Below are 18,206 nucleotides of genomic sequence, written 5' to 3'. Positions count from 1 at the left end.
AGGCGCGTTTTCGCGAAGGGGAGTGCTGTGCGGATCCTGTCGGTGGACCTCGGGACGTCCAACACCGTCGCCGTCCTTTCGGCGCACGGGATGCCGCCCCGGGTCGTCGAAGTGGACGGCTCGGCCAACATGCCGTCGGCGGTGTTCGCCACCGAAGAGGGCACGATCATGGTCGGCCGCGACGCCGAGCGCCGCGCCCGCCTCGACCCGACGCGCTTCGAGCCGAACCCCAAGCGCCGCATCGACGAGCAGACCCTGCTGCTGGGCACCGACGTCGTCCCGGTGACCGAGGCGCTCGCCGCCATCCTGCGCCGGGTCCTCGAAGAAACGTCCCGCCAGCTCGGCGGCGAGCAGCCCGACGAGGTCCGGCTGACCCACCCCGCGCAGTGGGGCCAGACCCGCCGCAACGTCCTGATGTCCGCCGCCCGGCTCGCCGGGATGGGCCCGAACATCCTGCTGGTGCCCGAACCCGTCGCCGCGGCGGCGCACTTCGCCTCGTTCCCCGGCAAGTCGCTGGCGCCCGGCCAGGCGCTCGCGGTCTACGACCTCGGGGCGGGCACCTTCGACGTCGCCGTCGTCGGCGCCACCCAGAACGGCTTCACCGTGCTCGCCGAGGACGGCCTGCCCGACCTCGGCGGCCTCGACGTCGACCAGGCGCTGATGGTGCACGTCGGGCGCGAGGTCTCGCACTCCGACCCGCAGCGCTGGCAGCGGTTGCTGCGCCCCGAGTCGACCGCCGACCGGCGCACCCGGCGCGCGCTGCAGGAGGACGTCAAGGCGGCCAAGGAGGCGCTGTCGCGGCACCCGCAGACCGAGGTGCCGATGCCGGAGCCGTTCAAGGACGTCCTGGTGACGCGCGGCGAGCTGGAAGGCCTGGTCCGGCCGGCGATGCTGCGCAGCGTCGAGCTGCTGTCGCGGACGCTGCGCTCGTCCGGGCTGACCCCGGACCGGCTGGCCGGCATCTACCTCGTCGGCGGGTCGAGCAGGCTGCCGCTGGTCGGCACGATGATCGCGGAGAAGCTCGGCGTCGTGCCGGGCAGCCTCGACCAGCCGGAGACCGCCGTCGCGCTCGGCGCCCAGCACGTCGCCCGCGACGGCCTCGGCGCGCGGACGCAGAACGTCGAAGGAGCGGTGGCCGCCGGTGCTCCGCCGCAGCGTCCGCAGTACGCGCCGCCGCCTCCGCCGCAGTACCCGGGTTACGCGCCGTCGAACTTCCCGCCCAGCGGGCCCCAGCCGGTGCCGTCGAACTTCCCCGCCTACTCGCCCGCGGCCGAGAAGAGCGAGCCGAAGTCCGGTGGGAAGAAGAAACTGCTCATCGGCGTCGCGGTCGCGGTCGTCGTGGTGCTCGCGGCGGGGCTGACGTTCTTCCTGACTTCGTCGTCTTCGGCGAAGACCTACACCGCCGACCAGTGCAAGACGCCGGGACAGGCGGACGACAAGGGCCTCACCGGCTGCCTGCGCCAGCTCGCCGGGAAGATCGCCGACACCGGCGACTGCAAGCCGGGCATGGGCAACGGCCCGGCCGCGCCGGCGCAGCGCATCGGCGTGGCCTCGACCTGCTCCGCGCCGGGCCGGGCGGGCACCCAGGTGACCTACGTCCACGGCGACGACGCCGACACGCTCAAGCAGTACACCGACGGCCTGCTCGCCTCGGCGGGCGGCGACCGCACGGAAGCGGACTGGGGCGGCAACGGGCTCAAGGGGCACTACTCGTCGGCCGCGGGCAAGACGTCGGCGGTGCTCGTGTTCACGGTGTCGGACCGGCCGCTCGCCGGGTTCATCTACCAGCTGAACACGAGCGACCAGGCCGAGACGACCACGCCGGGCACGCTGGCCGACTACTTCGAAGCGAGCGTCCAGCCGGGGGAGTAGACGGCGCGAACGGTCCGTTCGCGCCCGCCGGTTAGAGTGGGTTCGATGCGGATCACGGTTTTCCGGCGCCTGATGGCCGAGGAGTTCGGCTCCGGGCGCGCCCAGGTGCTGTCCAGGGACCACGTGCTGAGCGGGCTCGGCGGGCGCACCGTCGACCAGGCGCTGACCGCGGGGATCCCGGCCAAGGAGATCTGGCGAGAGGTCTGCGACGCCTTCGACGTCCCTCCCGAGCGGCGCTGACCTGCGCGGATCCCGGGCGGCCCCACCCGGGCGGGCGAAAAATCCTAGCGCAAGGGTGTGTCGCCGACGACCTCGAACAGGTGTTCGTCTATGGTGTTGTCCACATCGGGTCCAGCGATCCACAGATTGGGCGCCGCGCCTGGAATTGTCGGTCCCCGCCGCTAGCGTCGGACCGGACAGCTGAAGAACCGACACAGACCCCCGGGAGACGGGGCTTCGAACCAGCGAGGTGGACTTCCATGCCTGCAGCACCCGACAAGGACAAGGCGCTCGAGCTCGCCCTGGCGCAGATCGACAAGCAGTACGGCAAGGGCTCGGTGATGCGCCTCGGCGAGGACACCCGGCCGCCCATCGCCGTGATCCCCACCGGGTCGATCGCCCTCGACGTCGCGCTCGGCATCGGCGGGCTGCCCCGCGGCCGGGTCGTCGAGATCTACGGCCCGGAGTCCTCCGGTAAGACGACGGTCGCCCTGCACGCGGTGGCGAACGCGCAGCGCGCCGGCGGCATCGCGGCGTTCATCGACGCGGAGCACGCGCTCGACCCGGAGTACGCCAAGGCCCTCGGCGTCGACACCGACGCGCTGCTGGTCTCCCAGCCGGACACCGGTGAGCAGGCGCTGGAGATCGCGGACATGCTGATCCGCTCCGGCGCGCTCGACATCCTCGTCATCGACTCCGTGGCCGCGCTCGTGCCGCGCGCCGAAATCGAGGGCGAGATGGGTGACTCGCACGTCGGCCTCCAGGCCCGGCTGATGAGCCAGGCGCTGCGGAAGATCACCGGTGCGCTGTCCAATTCGGGCACCACGGCGATCTTCATCAACCAGCTCCGCGAGAAGGTCGGCGTCATGTTCGGCTCCCCGGAGACGACGACCGGTGGTAAGGCGCTGAAGTTCTACGCGTCGGTCCGCCTGGACGTCCGCCGCATCGAGACGATGAAGGACGGCGGCGAGGCGGTCGGCAACCGGACCCGCGTCAAGGTCGTCAAGAACAAGGTGGCCCCGCCCTTCAAGCAGGCCGAGTTCGACATCCTGTACGGCCAGGGCATCTCCCGCGAGGGCTCGCTCATCGACATGGGTGTCGACCAGGCCATCCTGCGCAAGTCGGGCGCCTGGTACACGTACGAGGGCGACCAGCTCGGCCAGGGCAAGGAGAACGCGCGCCGGTTCCTGCGCGACAACCCGGACATCGCCAACGAGATCGAGAAGCGCATCAAGGAGAAGCTCGGCATCGGCCCGCAGCTCGACGCGGACGCCGTCGAGGCCGTCCCGGCGCCGGTCGACTTCTGATCGTCCGGGATGGGGTGAGCCCCGCCGTGGCCGTGATCCGCGGTGGGGCGTGACGAGGGAGTACTCAAGTGGCGAGGGCGCCCAAGGTTCCGCCGGCCGAGCTGCCTCCGGAGGAGCGGTACAAGAAGGCCAAGGAGATCTGTTTCGATCTCCTGGCCGCGCGGCCGCGGACTCAGGAGGAGCTGCGGCAGGCCTTGCACCGCAGGGGGTTCGACGAGGAGACCAGCGAAACCCTGCTCGGCAAGCTCGACCGGGCCGGGCTGGTCAACGACGAGGAGTTCGCCCAGCTGTGGGTGAAGTCCCGGCACGCCAACCAGGGCCTGTCCCGCACCGCGCTGGTGGCCGAACTGCGGCGCAAGGGCGTCGACGGTGAGGTCGCCGCGCAGGCGGCCGAGGAAGTCGACCGCGAGTCCGAGGAACAGATGGCCAGGGAACTGGTCCGCAAACGCCTCGGCTCCCTGGGCAACGTCGACGAGCAGACCGCCCTGCGGCGGCTGCTCGGCTTCCTGGCCCGCAAGGGCTACCCGCAGGGCTTGGCGTACACGGTGATCAGGGAGGAGCTTCCGCGAGTACGGCGCGGAGTCCACCCTCCTCGACGACGCCGTCATCGACTGACCGGCGCCCGCCGGGTCCGGCTGGGGTGCGTCGGCGAGCGGCGTGCCTGAGCCGGTTGCCGGGTGCGGCTCGAGCGGGTGCGCGAGTTCCGGAGCCGGTCGCCGGGTTGGTCAGTTGTGGAGCTCCTCCGCCTGGCGGAGTTCCGAGCCGTGGCCACGGCGTTCCGCGGCGAGCGGCGGGAGCGTCGGGACCTCGGGGGCAGGTGCCTGGGCGTGCAGGCGAGCGGCCGGTGCCCGGCGGTCCGAGCGGTGCTTGCGGACCGCGAGCAGCAACACCGCCAGCAACGCCATCACCACGCAGGTGACCACGGCCGTCAGCAGCAGGAACTCGTCGAGCTGGCCGGCCGCCAGGTACGCGCCCAGTGCCACCGCCACCAGGGCGCACACCGCCCGGTCCACAATGGACTCCATCGACAGCAGCGTCGCGCGGTAGCGGGAGTCCGGGATCGAGTCGTTCAGCAGCTGCTTCTGGACCGGGAACGAAATCCCCGTCGCCACCGCGAAGACGCACAACACCACCACCGTCGGGAAGGAGCCCAGGAACACGATCCCGCCGAGACACAACGCCATCACCACGGTCAGCGTGAACACCGTGCCCACCGGGCCGATCGCGCGACGCAGGCGGTGCGGCCGGGCCGCTCCCAGCGCCTCGAACACCGTCATGGCGGCCAGCACCGCGCCGTACCAGTTCACCGACAGCGTCTTCGACTCCAGGATCGGCTGGAACAAGTTCACCTGGCAGATCCGGACCAGCGTGAACATCGCGATGCCCTGCACCATCAGCACCACCAGCCACCGGGACGAGCGCAGTGCCGACAGCGCGCCGCTGACTCCCGCCACCAGCGAGGCCGTCTTGTCCGTGACGCGGCGGCCGCCCGGGATGGCCGGGAGCTTCAGCGCGAACGCCAGTGCCACCGCGGCGTTGACCGCCGTCAGCCAGTACGGGGAAGGGAGGTTCCAGCTCATCAGCAAGCCGATCACCGGCCAGTACACGATCTTGCCGACCAGGCTGTACGCGCGCCCGACCCCTTCCACCCGGAGGTAGTGCTCGCCGGCGCCGGAGGCGTGGAGGTACTCGTACAAGTACGCGCTCTGCGCGCCGGAAACCAGCGAGCGGGCCAGCGCGATCAGGACGAAGTGCAGCAGGAACCCGGTGTACGAGCCCAGGAACACCGGCACCAGGTTCGCGGCCACCAGCACGCCGGCGCCCGCCGCCAGTGAGACGCGGTAGTCGAACCGGTCGGCGATCAGGCCCGTCGGGATCTCCAGCAGGCAGAACACGACGTAATAAATGCTCTGGATGCCGAAGATCTCGCCGTCGGACAGGCCGACGAGCTTCTGGTACTGGTAGAAGATCGGCACCCACAGCAGCAGGCCGAAGAAGAACTGGAAACCGTAGGTCAGCCGGACGGCGCGCTGAACGGCGGGTTTCGCGGGCAGGCGAAAGCCCAGCATGATCTGTCTCCCGGGGAACTCAAACGGAATACGGACGCAGCTGCACGACGTGGACGTGGTCGCCGTCGGCGAGCCACTCGATGTCCACCGGCGAGCCGAACGTGTAGTCGGGCGAGAAGTGCCCCTGCAGCAGGCGGCCCGCGACGGCGAGCCGTTGCAGCAGGTCGTGCGCGCGCTCGTCGAGGTCCGCGGCCGCGTCGCCCAGCGACACCGTGCGGCCGCCGCCCTCGACGGTCGAGTACAGGTACTGCATCGGCAACGCCGAACCCTCGACGACGTCGCTCACGTGCGGCGACACGTTGACGTACACCGTGCGGAAGTCCGCGCGGTTCATCGGGTTCGTCGTCACCAGGACCCCGCCGAAGTCGGCCGCGACCTGCTCCTGGATCACCACGCCCATGTAGCACTCGTCGAGCGAGATCCCCGCCTGGCGGCGCAGCCGCACGCTGCGCACCGACACCAGCGACGCCCAGACTTCCTTGACACTGGCGAAGATCCGCTCGGCCGTCGTGACGTGGTTGAGGGACTCGTAGATCCCGGCGGCCGAAAATCCGGCCAGGTCCTCGGCGTTCGACGAACTGCGCACGACGAACGTCCGCACCCCGGCCAGCTGCGAGACCAGCGCGGAGTCGATCTCCCCGGCCAGCGCGCCCGGCATCCGCGCCGACCGGATCAGGCCCTGCAGCTCGACGCACAGCGGCTCGATCTCCCGCGCGTCCAGCTCCAGCGCCATCTTCAGCTTGCCGATGGCCTGCTGGATCCGCGGCGACGACTCCAGGAACCGGCGCTGCAACGAGAACGGCAGCGCGATGCCGCGCGGCACGCGGACGTGCTCGTCGAGCAGCCGGCGGGCTGCGGCCGAAAGGTCGGCGTCGAGAGGCACGTCCAGCAGCCGGGCCAGGTACGGCAGCAGGTTCTCCCGTGGCGGCCGCGGCACCTGGTAGAACCCGAGCAGCCGCTGCGAGCCGTGCGCCAGGACGTGGTGCAGCTCGCCGAGGTTGGCCGCCTTCGTGCCGTAGCGGTACCGGTCGGCCGCGCGCAGCTTCGCGAGGTTGACGATCGGGCTGTGCTCGGCCTCCGGAGCCTCCAGGGTGACGCGCTGGGCGTACCAGCCGGGCCGCGCGGACGCCTCCGCCGGCTCGTCGACCTCGCGCAGGGAAAGTGCCTGAGCGTCCACTGTGTACTCGACCCACTTGCCGTTCAGGCCGCGGCGTTCGATCTCGGCCAGCGCGCCGACCTGGACGGCGTTCGGGATCTGCCAGCCGGTGGCCAGGACGTTCGTGTGCGACAACGGCGTCGTGTGGCGGGCGTTGACGATGCCCGACAGGCGCGGGATGTCGTCGGGCACGCGGTCCATCACGATGATGTCCGACCACTCCAGCGTCGCGGCCCGGTACTCGGCTTCGGTGCGGAACGCGCGCAACCGCCCGGTGGCCGTGCCCGGGTTGAGTGCCACGAACGGCGCCGTCGAGAACAGCTCGTGCGCGAACACCCGCGGCAGCTCGGCCGCCGGGATCTCGCGGACGATCCGCTCCTGCAGCTGGTTGGCCGGTTTGAACACCAGCGGCAGCGCCGGGTCGACGTAGCGCGCGACGAACGCGTGGAACTCGCGGATCAGCGCGGCGGGCATGGTGTCGACCTCGACCGTCTCCAGCGAAAGCATCCGCGGGTGCCGGGCGAGAATGCCGAGCAGGAACCGGCGGTCCGGCGCGTGGTAGAACGCCTCGTTGTAGGAGTCGATCTCCGCGCGGACGCGTTCTCCCGGGACGCCGAGGATCTCTTCGCCGATGTAGATCGCGTGGAAGGAATGGCGCTCGTTGTTCAGGAAGTGGATGAGCGACCGTTCGCGGTCGACCACGACCTTGACGAAGGAATAGCCGCCGAGGGTGCCGCCCAGCTGCTGCAGGGCGGACAGGGAAAGGCGTTCGCCGACGAGTGCGGCGACCGTTTCGGGGGCAGGACTGGGCGCGACCACGCTGGTCAAGGACACGGATTCTCCTCGCTGGAAAGAGCGAGGAGGAACGATAACAGGGGGTGAATCACCCACCGTGGCGCGAATGGCCCGGTCACTGGCACCAACGGCGGAACGGATGACCGCCGCCACACCCACAAGGAGTACCGTTCCAGCGCGCTGGAACGGTACTCCCGGAATCCGGACGCCCGTTCCCCCGAACGGGCGTGGGAATTCCGCGGGTGATTTCCGCTACAGCTTCGCGGCTTCCGCGGCCAGTTTCTCGATCGTCGCGACGTCGAGCGAGGCCGTCAGCCACGAGCCGCCGATGCAGCCGACGTTCGGCAACGCCAGGTACGTCGGCGCCGTGGCCGCCGTGATCCCGCCGGTGGGGCAGAAGCGCAGCGAAGGCAGCGGGCCCGCGATCGACTTCAGGTAGGCGACGCCGCCGGAGGCCTCGGCGGGGAAGAACTTCAGCGCCGTCAGCCCGCGCTCGGCCAGCCGCATCGCCTCGGACACCGTGCTCGCGCCGGGCAGGAACGGCAGCCCGGTCTCGAAGCACGCGTCGACGACCGCGTCGGTGCAGCCCGGCGTCACGAGGAACTTCGCGCCGGCGTCGGCGGCCTGCTTCGCGTGCTCCGGCGCGGTGACGGTGCCGGCGCCGATCACGATCTCCGGCACCTCGGCGGCGACCCGCTCGATCGCGGACAACGCCGCCGGGGTGCGCAGGGTCAGCTCGATGACCCCGATCCCGCCGGCGAGCAGGGCCCGCGCCGTGGGCACCGCGTCGGCGGCGTCGTCGATCACCACGACGGGCATCACGGGGGACAGCTCGAGCAGGTCCTGACCGGTGGTCACTGACCGACCTCCTGGGTTTCCAGAGTGGGCATTCCGAAGTACTCCGGGGTCAAGCCGCCGAACACGGAAGCGCCCTGGTCGGCGGGGCCGACGGCACGGCGCAACGCGGCGAACAGCTCTCGGCCGGTGCCGGTCCAGGATGCTTCGGACGGCGGCGAGTCCACAAGCTCACGGCGGGCGAGCTCTTCGTCACCGACGAGCACGTCGAGGGAGCCGGCACCAGCGTCGAGCCGGATGACGTCGCCGTCGGCGACCCGCGCGATCAGGCCGCCCGCCGCGGCTTCCGGCGTCACCTGGATGGCCGCCGGGATCTTGCCCGACGCGCCCGACATCCGGCCGTCGGTGAGCAGCGCCACCGCGTGCCCGCGGTCCATCAGCACGCCCAGCGCCGGGGTGAGGCCGTGCAGCTCCGGCATGCCGTTCGCGCGCGGGCCCTGCTGCCGGATCACCACGACGACGTCGCGGTCCAGCTCGCCGGCTTCGAACGCGGCCTTGAACGCCTCCTGGGTGGTGAACACCCGCGCCGGCGCCTGGACGACCCGGTGCTCGGGCGCCACCGCGGACACCTTGACCACCGCGCGGCCGAGGTTGCCCTCGACCATCCGCAGCCCGCCGTCCGCGGCGAACGGGCGCCACGCCGGGCGCAACACCTCCTCGTCGAGGCTGCGGGTGGGGACGTCGCGCCAGACCAGCTCGCCGTCGGAGAGGATCGGCTCGGCCCGGTAGCGGTGCAGCCCGAACCCGGCCACCGTGTGGACGTCCTCGTGCAGCAGCCCGGCGTCGAGCAGCGTGCCGACCAGGAACTGGATGCCGCCGGCGGCGTGGAAGTGGTTGATGTCGGCGCTGCCGTTCGGGTAGACGCGCGCCAGCAGCGGCACGACCGCCGAGAGGTCGGAGAAGTCGTCCCAGGTCAGCTGGATGCCCGCGGCCGCGGCGATCGCGACCAGGTGCATCGTGTGGTTGGTCGACCCGCCGGTGGCGAGCAGTGCGACGATGCCGTTGACGAACGCCTTCTCGTCGAGGATCCGCGCGACCGGTGTGTACTCCTCGCCGCGGGACAGGGCGACGACCCGGCGGCCCGCTTCTTCGGTCAGCGCCTGACGCAAAGCCGAACCGGGCTGGACGAAGCTGGCGCCGGGCAGGTGCAGGCCCATCACCTCGACGACCATCTGGTTGGAGTTGGCCGTGCCGTAGAAGGTGCAGGTGCCCGCCGAGTGGTACGACGCCGCTTCGGCGTCGAGGAGGTCTTCGCGGGTCGCGAGGCCCTCGGCGTAGAGCTGCCGGACGCGCGCCTTCTCCTTGTTCGGCAGCCCGGAGTTCATCGGCCCGGCCGGGACCAGCACGGCGGGCAGGTGCCCGAACGACAGGGCGCCGATCAGCAGGCCGGGCACGATCTTGTCGCAGACGCCCAGCAACAGTGCCGCGTCGAACATGTCGTGCGACAGCGCGATCGCCGTCGACATCGCGATGACCTCGCGGCTGAACAGCGACAGCTCCATGCCGGCGCGGCCCTGGGTGATGCCGTCGCACATCGCGGGCACGCCGCCGGCGAACTGGGCGACACCACCGGCGGAGCGCACGGACTTCTTCAGCCACGCCGGGTACTCCTGCATCGGCTGGTGCGCCGACAGCAGGTCGTTGTAGGACGACACGATCGCGACGCCGGGGGCGCGCGCGGCCCGCAGCGCCTCCTTGTCGACGCCTTCCATGGCGGCGAAGCCGTGCGCGAGGTTGCTGCACGCGAGGCCGCGGCGGACCGGGCCTTCGGCGTACGCCGCGGCCGTGCGGTCGAGGTAGGCGGCGCGGGTCGCGGCACTGCGGGCGGCGATGCGCGCGGTGACTTCGGCGACGACCGGGTGCGGGGGTGTGGTGGGGGTCGGGCTCATGTCCGGCTCCGGATCACTGGTGTGGGGTGGTCCGCGGGACGGCAGCGCTGGCGCCTCCGGGTCGTGACACTGGCCACAGTACCTCGGGAAAACGCCGAATCAAAATCGATTCAGAAGATCGACCCGCGTGACCCCGATCACCTCCGGAACCGTTAGTGTGCTAGTTGTCACACTGCACGACGCGCGGCAAAGCCGTAGGGGCGAGCGATCGCCCGGCCGGTTCCCTGCAGCCCCACCACGCCCCGGGAGGCATGATGTCCACCTCCGAGATCGCCGAGCTGCGGCGAACCATCGGCCAGCTCAGGCAGTGCGTCGGCGCACTGCGCTCGCGCTACGGCGACGCGTCGGCGGTGCGCCGGCTCGCCAACGACGTGGAGCGCCTCGACATCGACACCGCGGACCTCGACGGCACGCCGCTGGCCGTGCCCGCGCAGGCGAAGCCGGCCGAGCGCGTCCCGGTGCCCGACACCCCCTACGACCCGGCGCTCTGGCACGGCGCCGATGACGAAGGCGTCGGCGGCTACAAGCGCGACCAGCGGTGAGCGCTCCGGCTGACAACGGCGTCGGCACCGGCGTCCGGGCCCCCAAGCGGGCCCGGATCGCCGAGCGCACCCTCCGCACGGACCGGTGGTGGCTCTCGCCGCTGCTGACCGTGCTCGGGCTGGCCACGTTCGTCATCTACGCGACGGTCCGCTCGTTCGTGCGGACCGCGTACTGGGTGCCCGACTACCACTACCTGACGCCGTTCTACTCGCCCTGCCTGTCGTCGTCGTGCGTCGAGGGCTCGAGCCACTTCGGCCACTGGTTCGGCGAGCTGCCCGGGTGGATCCCGCTCGGCTTCGTCGTCCTGCCGTTCCTGCTCGGCTTCCGGCTGACCTGCTACTACTACCGCAAGGCCTACTACCGGGCCGTGTGGTTCTCCCCGCCCGCCTGCGCCGTCGCGGAACCGCACGCGAAGTACACCGGCGAGACGCGGCTACCGCTGATCATCCAGAACGTCCACCGCTACTTCTTCTACGTCGCGATGATCGTCTCGCTGGTCAACACCTACGACGCGATCACCGCCTTCCACGGCAAGACGGGCGGGTTCGGGTTCGGGCTGGGCAACATCATCCTGCTCGGCAACGTGATCCTGCTCTGGGCGTACACGCTGTCCTGCCATTCGTGCCGGCACGTGACCGGTGGCCGGCTCAAGCACTTCTCCAAGCACCCGGTGCGGTACTGGATCTGGACGCAGGTCACGAAACTCAACACCCGCCACATGACGCTGGCCTGGACGACGCTCGGCACGCTGGTGCTGACCGACTTCTACGTCATGCTCGTGGCCAGTGGCGCGATTTCCGACCTGCGGTTCGTGAACTAGCCCGCCCGCTCCCGACAACAGACGTCCCCAGTTCCGAGGTGGAATCTCTTCATGACCGAGGTCGAACGGCACAGCTACGACGTGGTGGTGATCGGTGCCGGTGGCGCCGGTCTGCGGGCTGTGATCGAGGCGCGCGAACGCGGTTTCCGCGTCGCCGTCGTGTGCAAGTCCCTGTTCGGCAAGGCGCACACCGTGATGGCCGAAGGCGGTTGCGCCGCCTCGATGGGCAACGCGAACTCGAACGACAACTGGCAGGTCCACTTCCGCGACACCATGCGCGGCGGGAAGTTCCTCAACAACTGGCGGATGGCCGAGCTGCACGCCAAGGAGGCGCCGGACCGCGTCTGGGAGCTGGAGACCTACGGCGCGCTGTTCGACCGCACCGCCGACGGCCGGATCAGCCAGCGCAACTTCGGCGGGCACACGTACCCGCGGCTGGCGCACGTCGGTGACCGCACCGGTCTCGAGCTGATCCGCACGATGCAGCAGAAGATCGTTTCGCTGCAGCAGGAGGACTTCGCCGAGACCGGCGACTACGAGGCCAAGATCAAGGTCTTCGCCGAGTGCACGGTCACCGAGCTGCTGACCACCGAAGGCAAGATCGCCGGCGCGTTCGGCTACTGGCGCGAGAGCGGGCGGTTCATCCTCTTCGAGGCGCCCGCGGTCGTGCTCGCCACCGGCGGCATCGGCAAGTCGTTCAAGGTGACGTCGAACTCGTGGGAGTACACCGGCGACGGCCACGCGCTGGCGCTGCGGGCGGGCGCGAAGCTGATCAACATGGAGTTCGTCCAGTTCCACCCGACCGGGATGGTCTGGCCGCCGAGCGTCAAGGGCATCCTCGTCACCGAGGGCGTGCGCGGTGACGGCGGCGTGCTCAAGAACTCCGACGGCAAGCGGTTCATGTTCGAGTACGTGCCCGAGGTGTTCAAGGGCCAGTACGCCGAAAGCGAAGAAGAGGCCGACCGCTGGTACACCGACGCGGACAACAACCGGCGCACGCCGGACCTGCTGCCCCGCGACGAGGTGGCCCGCGCGATCAACTCCGAGGTCAAGGAGGGGCGCGGCTCCCCGCACGGCGGCGTCTTCCTCGACATCGCGAGCCGGCTGCCCGCCGAGGAGATCAAGAAGCGGCTGCCGTCGATGTACCACCAGTTCAAGGAGCTGGCGGACGTCGACATCACCGCGGAGCCGATGGAGGTCGGCCCGACCTGCCACTACGTCATGGGCGGCATCGAGGTCGACCCGGACACGGCGGCGGCGAGCGTGCCCGGCCTGTTCGCCGCCGGCGAGTGCTCGGGCGGCATGCACGGGTCCAACCGGCTCGGCGGCAACTCGCTGTCGGACCTGCTGGTGTTCGGCCGTCGCGCGGGACTCGGCGCGGCCGAGTACGTGTCCGGCCTCGAGGGCAGGCCCGCGGTGCTCGAGTCCGATGTGGACGCCGCGGCGAAGATGGCGCTCGCGCCGTTCGACCCGCCCGAGGGCGCGTCGGCCGAGAACCCGTACACCCTGCACACCGAGCTGCAGCAGTCGATGAACGACCTGGTCGGCATCATCCGCAAGGCGGGCGAGATCGAGCAGGCGCTGGTGAAGCTGGCCGAGCTGCGGCAGCGGATCCTGCGCGTCACGGTCGAGGGGCACCGGCAGTTCAACCCCGGCTGGCACCTCGCGGTCGACCTGCGCAACATGCTGATGGTCAGCGAATGCGTCGCGAAGGCGGCGTTGACGCGGACCGAAAGCCGCGGCGGGCACACGCGCGACGACTTCCCGGGCATGGACGCCCAGTGGCGCAACAAGCTCCTCGTCTGCTCGGCCACGCCGGGCGACAACCCGGTGGTGCCGGACATCGACGTCGAGGTGAAGGAGCAGGTGCCGCTGCGGCAGGACCTGCTGGAGCTGTTCGAGTTCGGCGAGCTCGGGAAGTACTACACCGATGCGGAGCTCGAGACGCACCCGGGGAGCAAGGCATGAGCTACAAGGCGAGTTTCCGGGTCTGGCGCGGCGACGACACGGGTGGCGAGCTGCAGGACTTCACGGTGGAGGTGAACGAGGGCGAGGTCGTCCTCGACATCATCCACCGGCTGCAGGCCACGCAGGCGTCGGACCTCGCCGTGCGCTGGAACTGCAAGGCGGGCAAGTGCGGCTCGTGCTCGGCGGAGATCAACGGCCGCCCGCGCCTGCTGTGCATGACGCGGATGTCGACGTTCACCGAGGACGAGGTCATCACGGTGACGCCGATGCGGACGTTCCCAGTGATCCGCGACCTCGTCACCGATGTGTCCTTCAACTACACGAAGGCGCGGGAGATCCCGTCGTTCACCCCGCCCGCCGACCTCAAGCCGGGCGAGTACCGGATGCAGCAGGTGGACGTCGAGCGGTCGCAGGAGTTCCGGAAGTGCATCGAGTGCTTCCTGTGCCAGAACACCTGCCACGTGGTGCGCGACCACGAGGAGAACAAGGAGGCCTTCGCCGGGCCGCGGTACCTCATGCGCATCGCCGAGCTGGAGATGCACCCGCTCGACGTCGCGGACCGCCGTGACGCCGCGCAGGAGGAGCACGGCCTCGGGTACTGCAACATCACCAAGTGCTGCAGCGAGGTGTGCCCGGAAGGCATCCACATCACCGACAACGCGCTGATCCCGATGAAGGAGCGCGTCGCCGACCGCAAGTACGACCCGATCGTGTGGCTGGGCAACAAGCTCTTCCGCCGCGACAAGTAACGCTTTTCTCCCGACGCTCGCGAACCGGAGTCCCAGCCGGTTCGCGAGCGTCTTTTATTTCCGCCGCGCCAGCAGGAAGCCGAGGGTGCCGGCGGCGAGCCGGGCTTCGACGGCGGCCGGTTCCGCGGCGGTCCGGCGCCGGAACTTCTGCGACGCGACCAGCGAGAGCAGCCACCAGGCGGCGGCCTCGGCGTCGAGGTCCGGGCGCAGCTCGCCGTCGGCCCGGCCGCGGTCCAGCAACGCGGTGAGCGAGCCGGCGAAGCGCTGGGTGGACCTCTTCGCGGCCGCCTCGACCTCGGGTTCCCCGGTGATGGCGGCGGCGTCGGCGAAGATCGCGCCGACCGTGCCCGCGCTGTGCACGTGGTCGAGGTGGCCGGGGTCCAGCATCGTCTCGAGCAGCCCGGCGACCGGCGCCGCGCTTTCGGTGGTGCGGTCGATCAGCCGGCAGACGTGGTCCGCCGCGCGGTCGACCACCGCGGCGAACAAGGCGGCCTTGGTCCCGAAGTTCTGGAAGACGACGGGCTCGCTGACGCCGACCCGGCGCGCCACGGCGGAGGTCTTGCCCCGCAGGTAGCCGACCTCGGCGAAGACCTCGGTGGCGGCGGCGAGGATCGATTCGCGACGGTCCGGGGCACTCATCCGGACGCGGCGGGCTGACTCGGTCACGGCCCCAGCGTAGTGCCCCTTGCCGCACAACTTAGTGGCGACTAACCTCAAGTTCTTAGTCGCGACTAAGTTATGGAGTGGGTCATGAGACTGGGACAGTTGCTGCACGGACAGCCGGACGCGCAGGCGCCGGGAGCGATCCAGCACGCGCTGGCGTACGAGGTGCTGTCGGTGGCGGTGTTCGCCGGGCGGCGGAAGCGCACGTTCGGCCGCCTGGTGGCAATGGCGGGCGTCGCGCCGGGGGACCGGGTGCTGGACGTCGGCTCCGGACCTGGCTACCTGACGGCGCTGGCGGCCGAAGCCGTGTCGCCCGGCGGACGTGCGGTGGGGATCGATCCGTCCGAGCCGATGGTCGGGCAGGCGCGGCGCCTGCGCGGCACGGAGAACTGCTCGTTCGAGGTGGGCCGGGCCGAGGCACTGGCCGCGGCGGATGGCTCGTTCGACGTCGTGGTGTCCAGCCTCGCCGTGCACCACATCCCGGATGCCGTGCGGGGCAAGGCGTTTCGCGAGATGTTCCGGGTGCTGCGCCCTGGTGGCCGGATCCTGCTGGCGGACTTCCGCCCGCCCCGCGGCCGCCTGGGCCGGGTCCTCGTCGGCGCGACCGCCGGGCCGGGGATGCGGGACAACCCGGTCGACCGGATTTCGCCGATGCTCGCGGAGGCCGGGTTCAGGGTGGAGTCGGAGAGCCGGGTCGGCGGCTTCCTGCACTGCGTGCGAGCGCGCAAGCCGTGATCGCGGCAGGATGGTGGGGTGCTGGAGATCGAGGTGCTGCCGTCGTCCGCCGGGTCCGCGGTGATCGAGCGGGTCACCGCGCTGGTCAACCAGGTCTACGCCGAGTCCGAGAAGGGGCTCTGGCAGGGAAGCACGGACCGGACGTCCGTTGACGAGGTCGCCGCGTTCGTGCGGGCGGGCGAGATCGCCGTCGCGCTCGTCGACGGCGACGTCGCCGGGTCGGTGCGGATCCAGCGGCTCGACGACACGACCGGCGAGTTCGGCATGCTCGCCGCCGATCCGGCTCGGCGCGGCCTCGGTATCGGGCGCGACCTCGTGACCTTCGCCGAGCGGACGAGCCGGGAGGCGGGCTGCCGGGAGATGCAGCTCGAACTGCTGGTGCCGCGCGAATGGACGCATCCGGCCAAGCAGTTCCTCGCCGAGTGGTACGACCGGCTCGGCTACCGCGTGACGCACCGCGCCGACCTCGCCGAGGACTACCCGCACCTGGCGCCGTCGCTGGCCACGCCGTGCGATTTCCTGATCTACCGCAAGGAACTCGCGTGACGGTGCTCGCCGGGGCGCACGTGTTCGACCCCGAAACCGGCGAAACGACCCGCGCCGACGTCCGGCTCGAGGGCGAGCGGATCGCCGAGGTCGGGTCGGGTCTCGACGGCGAGCGCGTCGACTGCTCGGGCGGGCTGCTGATCCCGGGCCTCATCGACTGCCACGTGCACGTCGCGTTCCCGCGGCCCGAGCCGTTGCCGCGCAGTGCGCGGATCCTCGAGGCCGTGCCGGTGCTGCGCGGGTTGCTCGCGCGCGGGATCACCACGGTCCGGGACGCCTGGGGCGCCGACGCCGGGTTCAAGCACGCGCTGCGCGAAGGCTGGCTCACCGGCCCGGACCTGCTGGTCAGCCTCCGCCAGCTGGGGCCGACCGGCGGGCTCGGCGACAGCTGGGAGCCGCCCGCGGGAGCCGTCGACACGCTCGGCGACCCGTCCTTGCCGGACCCGCTGTTCGACGGGCCGGACGCGGCGCGCGCGGCCGTCCGCCGGATGGTGCGTGCGGGCGCGGACTGGCTCAAGGTCGGCGCGAGCGGCGCGATGCGCGCCCTCCGCGACGGCCTCGACGTCCGGCCCACCGACGACGAGCTCGCCGCCGTGGTCGATGAGGCCCGCCGCAGTGGCCGGGACGTCATGGCCCACGCCCACACCCCGGCGGCGGTCGTCTCGGCGGCCCGCGCCGGTGCCCGCAGCATCGAGCACGGCACGTTCCTGGACGACGCGGCCGTCGAAGCCCTGGCCGACGCCTGGTACGTACCGACACTCTCGCCGATCAACGAGACCGAGTTCGCCGAGACGCACCGGCGTTCGGTGCGCCTCGCGGTGGAAGCGGGCGTCCGGATCGCCGCGGGCTCCGACCTCGCCCCGCGTCCCCATGTCGACTTGACGACCGAGCTGCGCCTGCTGGCCGCGGTGCTCGGCGACGCGGCCGCGGTGAAGGCCGCCACGTCCGAGGCGGCGCGCCTGCTCCGCCTCGACGACGACCGCGGCCGCGTCGAGCCCGGGTTGCGCGCGGACCTGGTGCTGCTCGACGGCACCGGGCTCGAGGTGGCCGACCTGCCCGGCCGCGTCCGCGCCGTCTGGCACGACGGGAAGCCGGTTCCGGCCTTGGGTGCTATGACGCCATGAGATCGAACTCCTCGGCCAGCCGGACCAGGAACTCCCGGGATTCTCGTTCGGACAACGCGGCCTGGTCCAGCTTGGTGTGCAGGACGTAGAAGGCCTCGACCGCCACCCGGTCGTCGATGAACAACCCGGCGGCGAAGGTCTCTTCGTAGGCCACCGGCGGGTGTTCGGCGAACTCCATGAGCGTGAACCGGCTGCCGACCAGGTGGTACGGCGGCGCCGACGCGGGCACGACCCGGATCGTGCAGTGGGGCAGGTTCGTGGCCAGCACCAGGTACTGCACCTGTTCGTGCATCAGCGCCGGGTCGCGCAGGATCGAGCGCAGGGTGTGCTCGTAGACGAAGTAGACGCAGTGCGGTGGGTTCCGCCGCTGCAGCAGCCGTTGCCGGTCGACCCTCGCCTGGAGCAGCACCTTCAGCCGGTCCGTGGTGTACCGCCCGGACAGCTCGTAGACCGTGCGGACGTAGTCCTCGGTCTGGAGCATGCCGGGCAGGGCCGTCGGGCTGTTCGAGATCACCGTCGTCGCGAGGTTTTCCTGGATGATCAGGGACTTCATCGGGTCGACGAGCTGGTCGAAGTGGGGCCGGACCCAGTACAGGTCGCTCGGCGGCCGGGTGAGCTGCAGCAGCCGGTCGCGTTCCGGGGCCTCGGTGCCGCAGTGCGCGAGGTAGATCGCCGCGTCGATCGGAGAGATGCGGCGGCCGTTCTCCCAGCCGGACACCTTCGAGGCCGACCAGTGGGCACGCCGGGCCACTTCGCGCAGCGACAGCTGCTTCGCCTCGCGCTGGGTCTTCAACTCGATGCCCATCTCCCGGGTGCGCACCGTGCTCTTTTCGGTCATGCCCGCACGCTAAGGGCAAGCACCGACAAAATGTCTCCTGCCGCGCAGGGATTCACCG

General features: G+C 70.9%; 16 protein-coding genes and 1 pseudogene. 11 read left to right on the top strand and 6 right to left on the bottom strand.

What is annotated here, in order from left to right:
• Window positions 1-27: 27 nt before the first annotated feature.
• The 4 genes and pseudogenes from QP939_RS50760 to QP939_RS50745 all read left to right on the top strand — a co-directional run bounded on the left by QP939_RS50760 (window position 28) and on the right by QP939_RS50745 (window position 4,013).
• Window positions 28-1,872, top strand: coding sequence for an Hsp70 family protein (locus QP939_RS50760; RefSeq protein WP_285454159.1), 1,845 nt, complete (start codon window positions 28-30; stop codon window positions 1,870-1,872).
• Window positions 1,873-1,917: 45 nt separating this feature from the next.
• Entirely contained in the window at window positions 1,918-2,112 is a 195-nt protein-coding gene (locus QP939_RS50755) for a DUF3046 domain-containing protein (protein ID WP_285454158.1), read from the top strand.
• Between the two features lie 239 nt (window positions 2,113-2,351).
• A complete protein-coding gene (gene recA, locus QP939_RS50750) occupies window positions 2,352-3,398 on the top strand; it encodes a recombinase RecA (protein ID WP_285454156.1) in 1,047 nt (348 codons plus the stop codon).
• Window positions 3,399-3,466: 68 nt separating this feature from the next.
• Window positions 3,467-4,013: pseudogene (locus QP939_RS50745) on the top strand (regulatory protein RecX).
• A gap of 110 nt (window positions 4,014-4,123) precedes the next feature.
• Here QP939_RS50745 and QP939_RS50740 read toward each other — a convergent pair.
• The 4 genes from QP939_RS50740 to edd form a co-directional block, all read right to left on the bottom strand.
• Window positions 4,124-5,467 (bottom strand): MFS transporter, encoded by a 1,344-nt coding sequence (locus QP939_RS50740; protein WP_285454155.1) that lies wholly within the window; start codon window positions 5,465-5,467, stop codon window positions 4,124-4,126.
• 19 nt (window positions 5,468-5,486) lie between these two features.
• The gene (locus QP939_RS50735) at window positions 5,487-7,457 is read right to left on the bottom strand and encodes a PEP/pyruvate-binding domain-containing protein (RefSeq protein ID WP_285454154.1); all 1,971 of its coding nucleotides are present in this window, start codon (window positions 7,455-7,457) and stop codon (window positions 5,487-5,489) included.
• A gap of 213 nt (window positions 7,458-7,670) precedes the next feature.
• Entirely contained in the window at window positions 7,671-8,276 is a 606-nt protein-coding gene (eda, locus tag QP939_RS50730) for a bifunctional 4-hydroxy-2-oxoglutarate aldolase/2-dehydro-3-deoxy-phosphogluconate aldolase (RefSeq protein WP_285454153.1), read from the bottom strand.
• Window positions 8,273-10,162 carry a phosphogluconate dehydratase gene (gene edd / locus QP939_RS50725; RefSeq protein WP_285454152.1) on the bottom strand — a complete coding sequence of 630 codons (1,890 nt, stop codon included), beginning with the start codon at window positions 10,160-10,162 and terminating at the stop codon, window positions 8,273-8,275. The genes eda and edd overlap by 4 nt, the downstream gene beginning before the upstream one ends.
• A 254-nt stretch (window positions 10,163-10,416) precedes the next feature.
• On the opposite strand from edd, the gene QP939_RS50720 reads away from it, so the two are divergent.
• From QP939_RS50720 to QP939_RS50705, 4 genes are read left to right on the top strand one after another with little or no spacing between them, the layout of a single operon-like run.
• Window positions 10,417-10,704 carry an Rv0250c family protein gene (locus QP939_RS50720; protein ID WP_163046790.1) on the top strand — a complete coding sequence of 96 codons (288 nt, stop codon included), beginning with the start codon at window positions 10,417-10,419 and terminating at the stop codon, window positions 10,702-10,704.
• On the top strand, window positions 10,701-11,525 hold the full coding sequence (sdhC, locus tag QP939_RS50715) for a succinate dehydrogenase subunit SdhC (protein ID WP_285454151.1): 825 nt from the start codon (window positions 10,701-10,703) through the stop codon (window positions 11,523-11,525). Before QP939_RS50720 ends, sdhC begins: the two co-directional genes overlap by 4 nt.
• Window positions 11,526-11,576: 51 nt before the next feature.
• On the top strand, window positions 11,577-13,493 hold the full coding sequence (locus tag QP939_RS50710) for a fumarate reductase/succinate dehydrogenase flavoprotein subunit (RefSeq protein ID WP_285454150.1): 1,917 nt from the start codon (window positions 11,577-11,579) through the stop codon (window positions 13,491-13,493).
• Window positions 13,490-14,242 (top strand): succinate dehydrogenase/fumarate reductase iron-sulfur subunit, encoded by a 753-nt coding sequence (locus tag QP939_RS50705; protein ID WP_285454148.1) that lies wholly within the window; start codon window positions 13,490-13,492, stop codon window positions 14,240-14,242. The genes QP939_RS50710 and QP939_RS50705 overlap by 4 nt, the downstream gene beginning before the upstream one ends.
• 54 nt (window positions 14,243-14,296) lie before the next feature.
• On the opposite strand, the gene QP939_RS50700 is transcribed toward QP939_RS50705, so the two are convergent.
• Complete coding sequence (locus QP939_RS50700; protein ID WP_285454147.1) at window positions 14,297-14,908, bottom strand: TetR/AcrR family transcriptional regulator; 612 nt, start codon at window positions 14,906-14,908, stop codon at window positions 14,297-14,299.
• 84 nt (window positions 14,909-14,992) lie between these two features.
• Between QP939_RS50700 and QP939_RS50695 the strand changes: the two genes are divergently transcribed.
• Genes QP939_RS50695 through QP939_RS50685 form a run of 3 tightly spaced genes read left to right on the top strand, consistent with a single transcriptional unit; the run spans window position 14,993 to window position 17,310 of the window.
• The gene (locus tag QP939_RS50695) at window positions 14,993-15,640 is read left to right on the top strand and encodes a class I SAM-dependent methyltransferase (protein WP_285454146.1); all 648 of its coding nucleotides are present in this window, start codon (window positions 14,993-14,995) and stop codon (window positions 15,638-15,640) included.
• A gap of 18 nt (window positions 15,641-15,658) precedes the next feature.
• Entirely contained in the window at window positions 15,659-16,186 is a 528-nt protein-coding gene (locus QP939_RS50690) for a GNAT family N-acetyltransferase (protein WP_285454145.1), read from the top strand.
• Window positions 16,183-17,310, top strand: coding sequence for an amidohydrolase family protein (locus tag QP939_RS50685; protein WP_285454144.1), 1,128 nt, complete (start codon window positions 16,183-16,185; stop codon window positions 17,308-17,310). Before QP939_RS50690 ends, QP939_RS50685 begins: the two co-directional genes overlap by 4 nt.
• Here QP939_RS50685 and QP939_RS50680 read toward each other — a convergent pair.
• Entirely contained in the window at window positions 17,297-18,148 is an 852-nt protein-coding gene (locus QP939_RS50680) for a helix-turn-helix domain-containing protein (protein ID WP_285454143.1), read from the bottom strand. The two genes, QP939_RS50685 and QP939_RS50680, sit on opposite strands and share 14 nt — an antisense overlap.
• Window positions 18,149-18,206 lie beyond the last annotated feature (58 nt).

Source organism: Amycolatopsis nalaikhensis, from assembly GCF_030264295.1.
Lineage (GTDB): Bacteria > Actinomycetota > Actinomycetes > Mycobacteriales > Pseudonocardiaceae > Amycolatopsis > Amycolatopsis nalaikhensis.
The sequence above is the reverse complement of the archived record's forward strand: the minus strand, read 5'-3'. Positions and strand labels throughout refer to the sequence as shown.

What these genes read in the sequence shown, in the direction of transcription:
- QP939_RS50755 (WP_285454158.1), top strand. Translation starts at nt 1,918, where the DNA reads ATGCGGATCACGGTTTTCCGGCGCCTGATGGCCGAGGAGTTCGGCTCC.
- recA (WP_285454156.1), top strand. Translation starts at nt 2,352, where the DNA reads ATGCCTGCAGCACCCGACAAGGACAAGGCGCTCGAGCTCGCCCTGGCG.
- QP939_RS50740 (WP_285454155.1), bottom strand. Translation starts at nt 5,467, where the DNA reads ATGCTGGGCTTTCGCCTGCCCGCGAAACCCGCCGTTCAGCGCGCCGTC.
- edd (WP_285454152.1), bottom strand. Translation starts at nt 10,162, where the DNA reads ATGAGCCCGACCCCCACCACACCCCCGCACCCGGTCGTCGCCGAAGTC.
- QP939_RS50720 (WP_163046790.1), top strand. Translation starts at nt 10,417, where the DNA reads ATGTCCACCTCCGAGATCGCCGAGCTGCGGCGAACCATCGGCCAGCTC.
- QP939_RS50710 (WP_285454150.1), top strand. Translation starts at nt 11,577, where the DNA reads ATGACCGAGGTCGAACGGCACAGCTACGACGTGGTGGTGATCGGTGCC.
- QP939_RS50705 (WP_285454148.1), top strand. Translation starts at nt 13,490, where the DNA reads ATGAGCTACAAGGCGAGTTTCCGGGTCTGGCGCGGCGACGACACGGGT.
- QP939_RS50695 (WP_285454146.1), top strand. Translation starts at nt 14,993, where the DNA reads ATGAGACTGGGACAGTTGCTGCACGGACAGCCGGACGCGCAGGCGCCG.
- QP939_RS50680 (WP_285454143.1), bottom strand. Translation starts at nt 18,148, where the DNA reads ATGACCGAAAAGAGCACGGTGCGCACCCGGGAGATGGGCATCGAGTTG.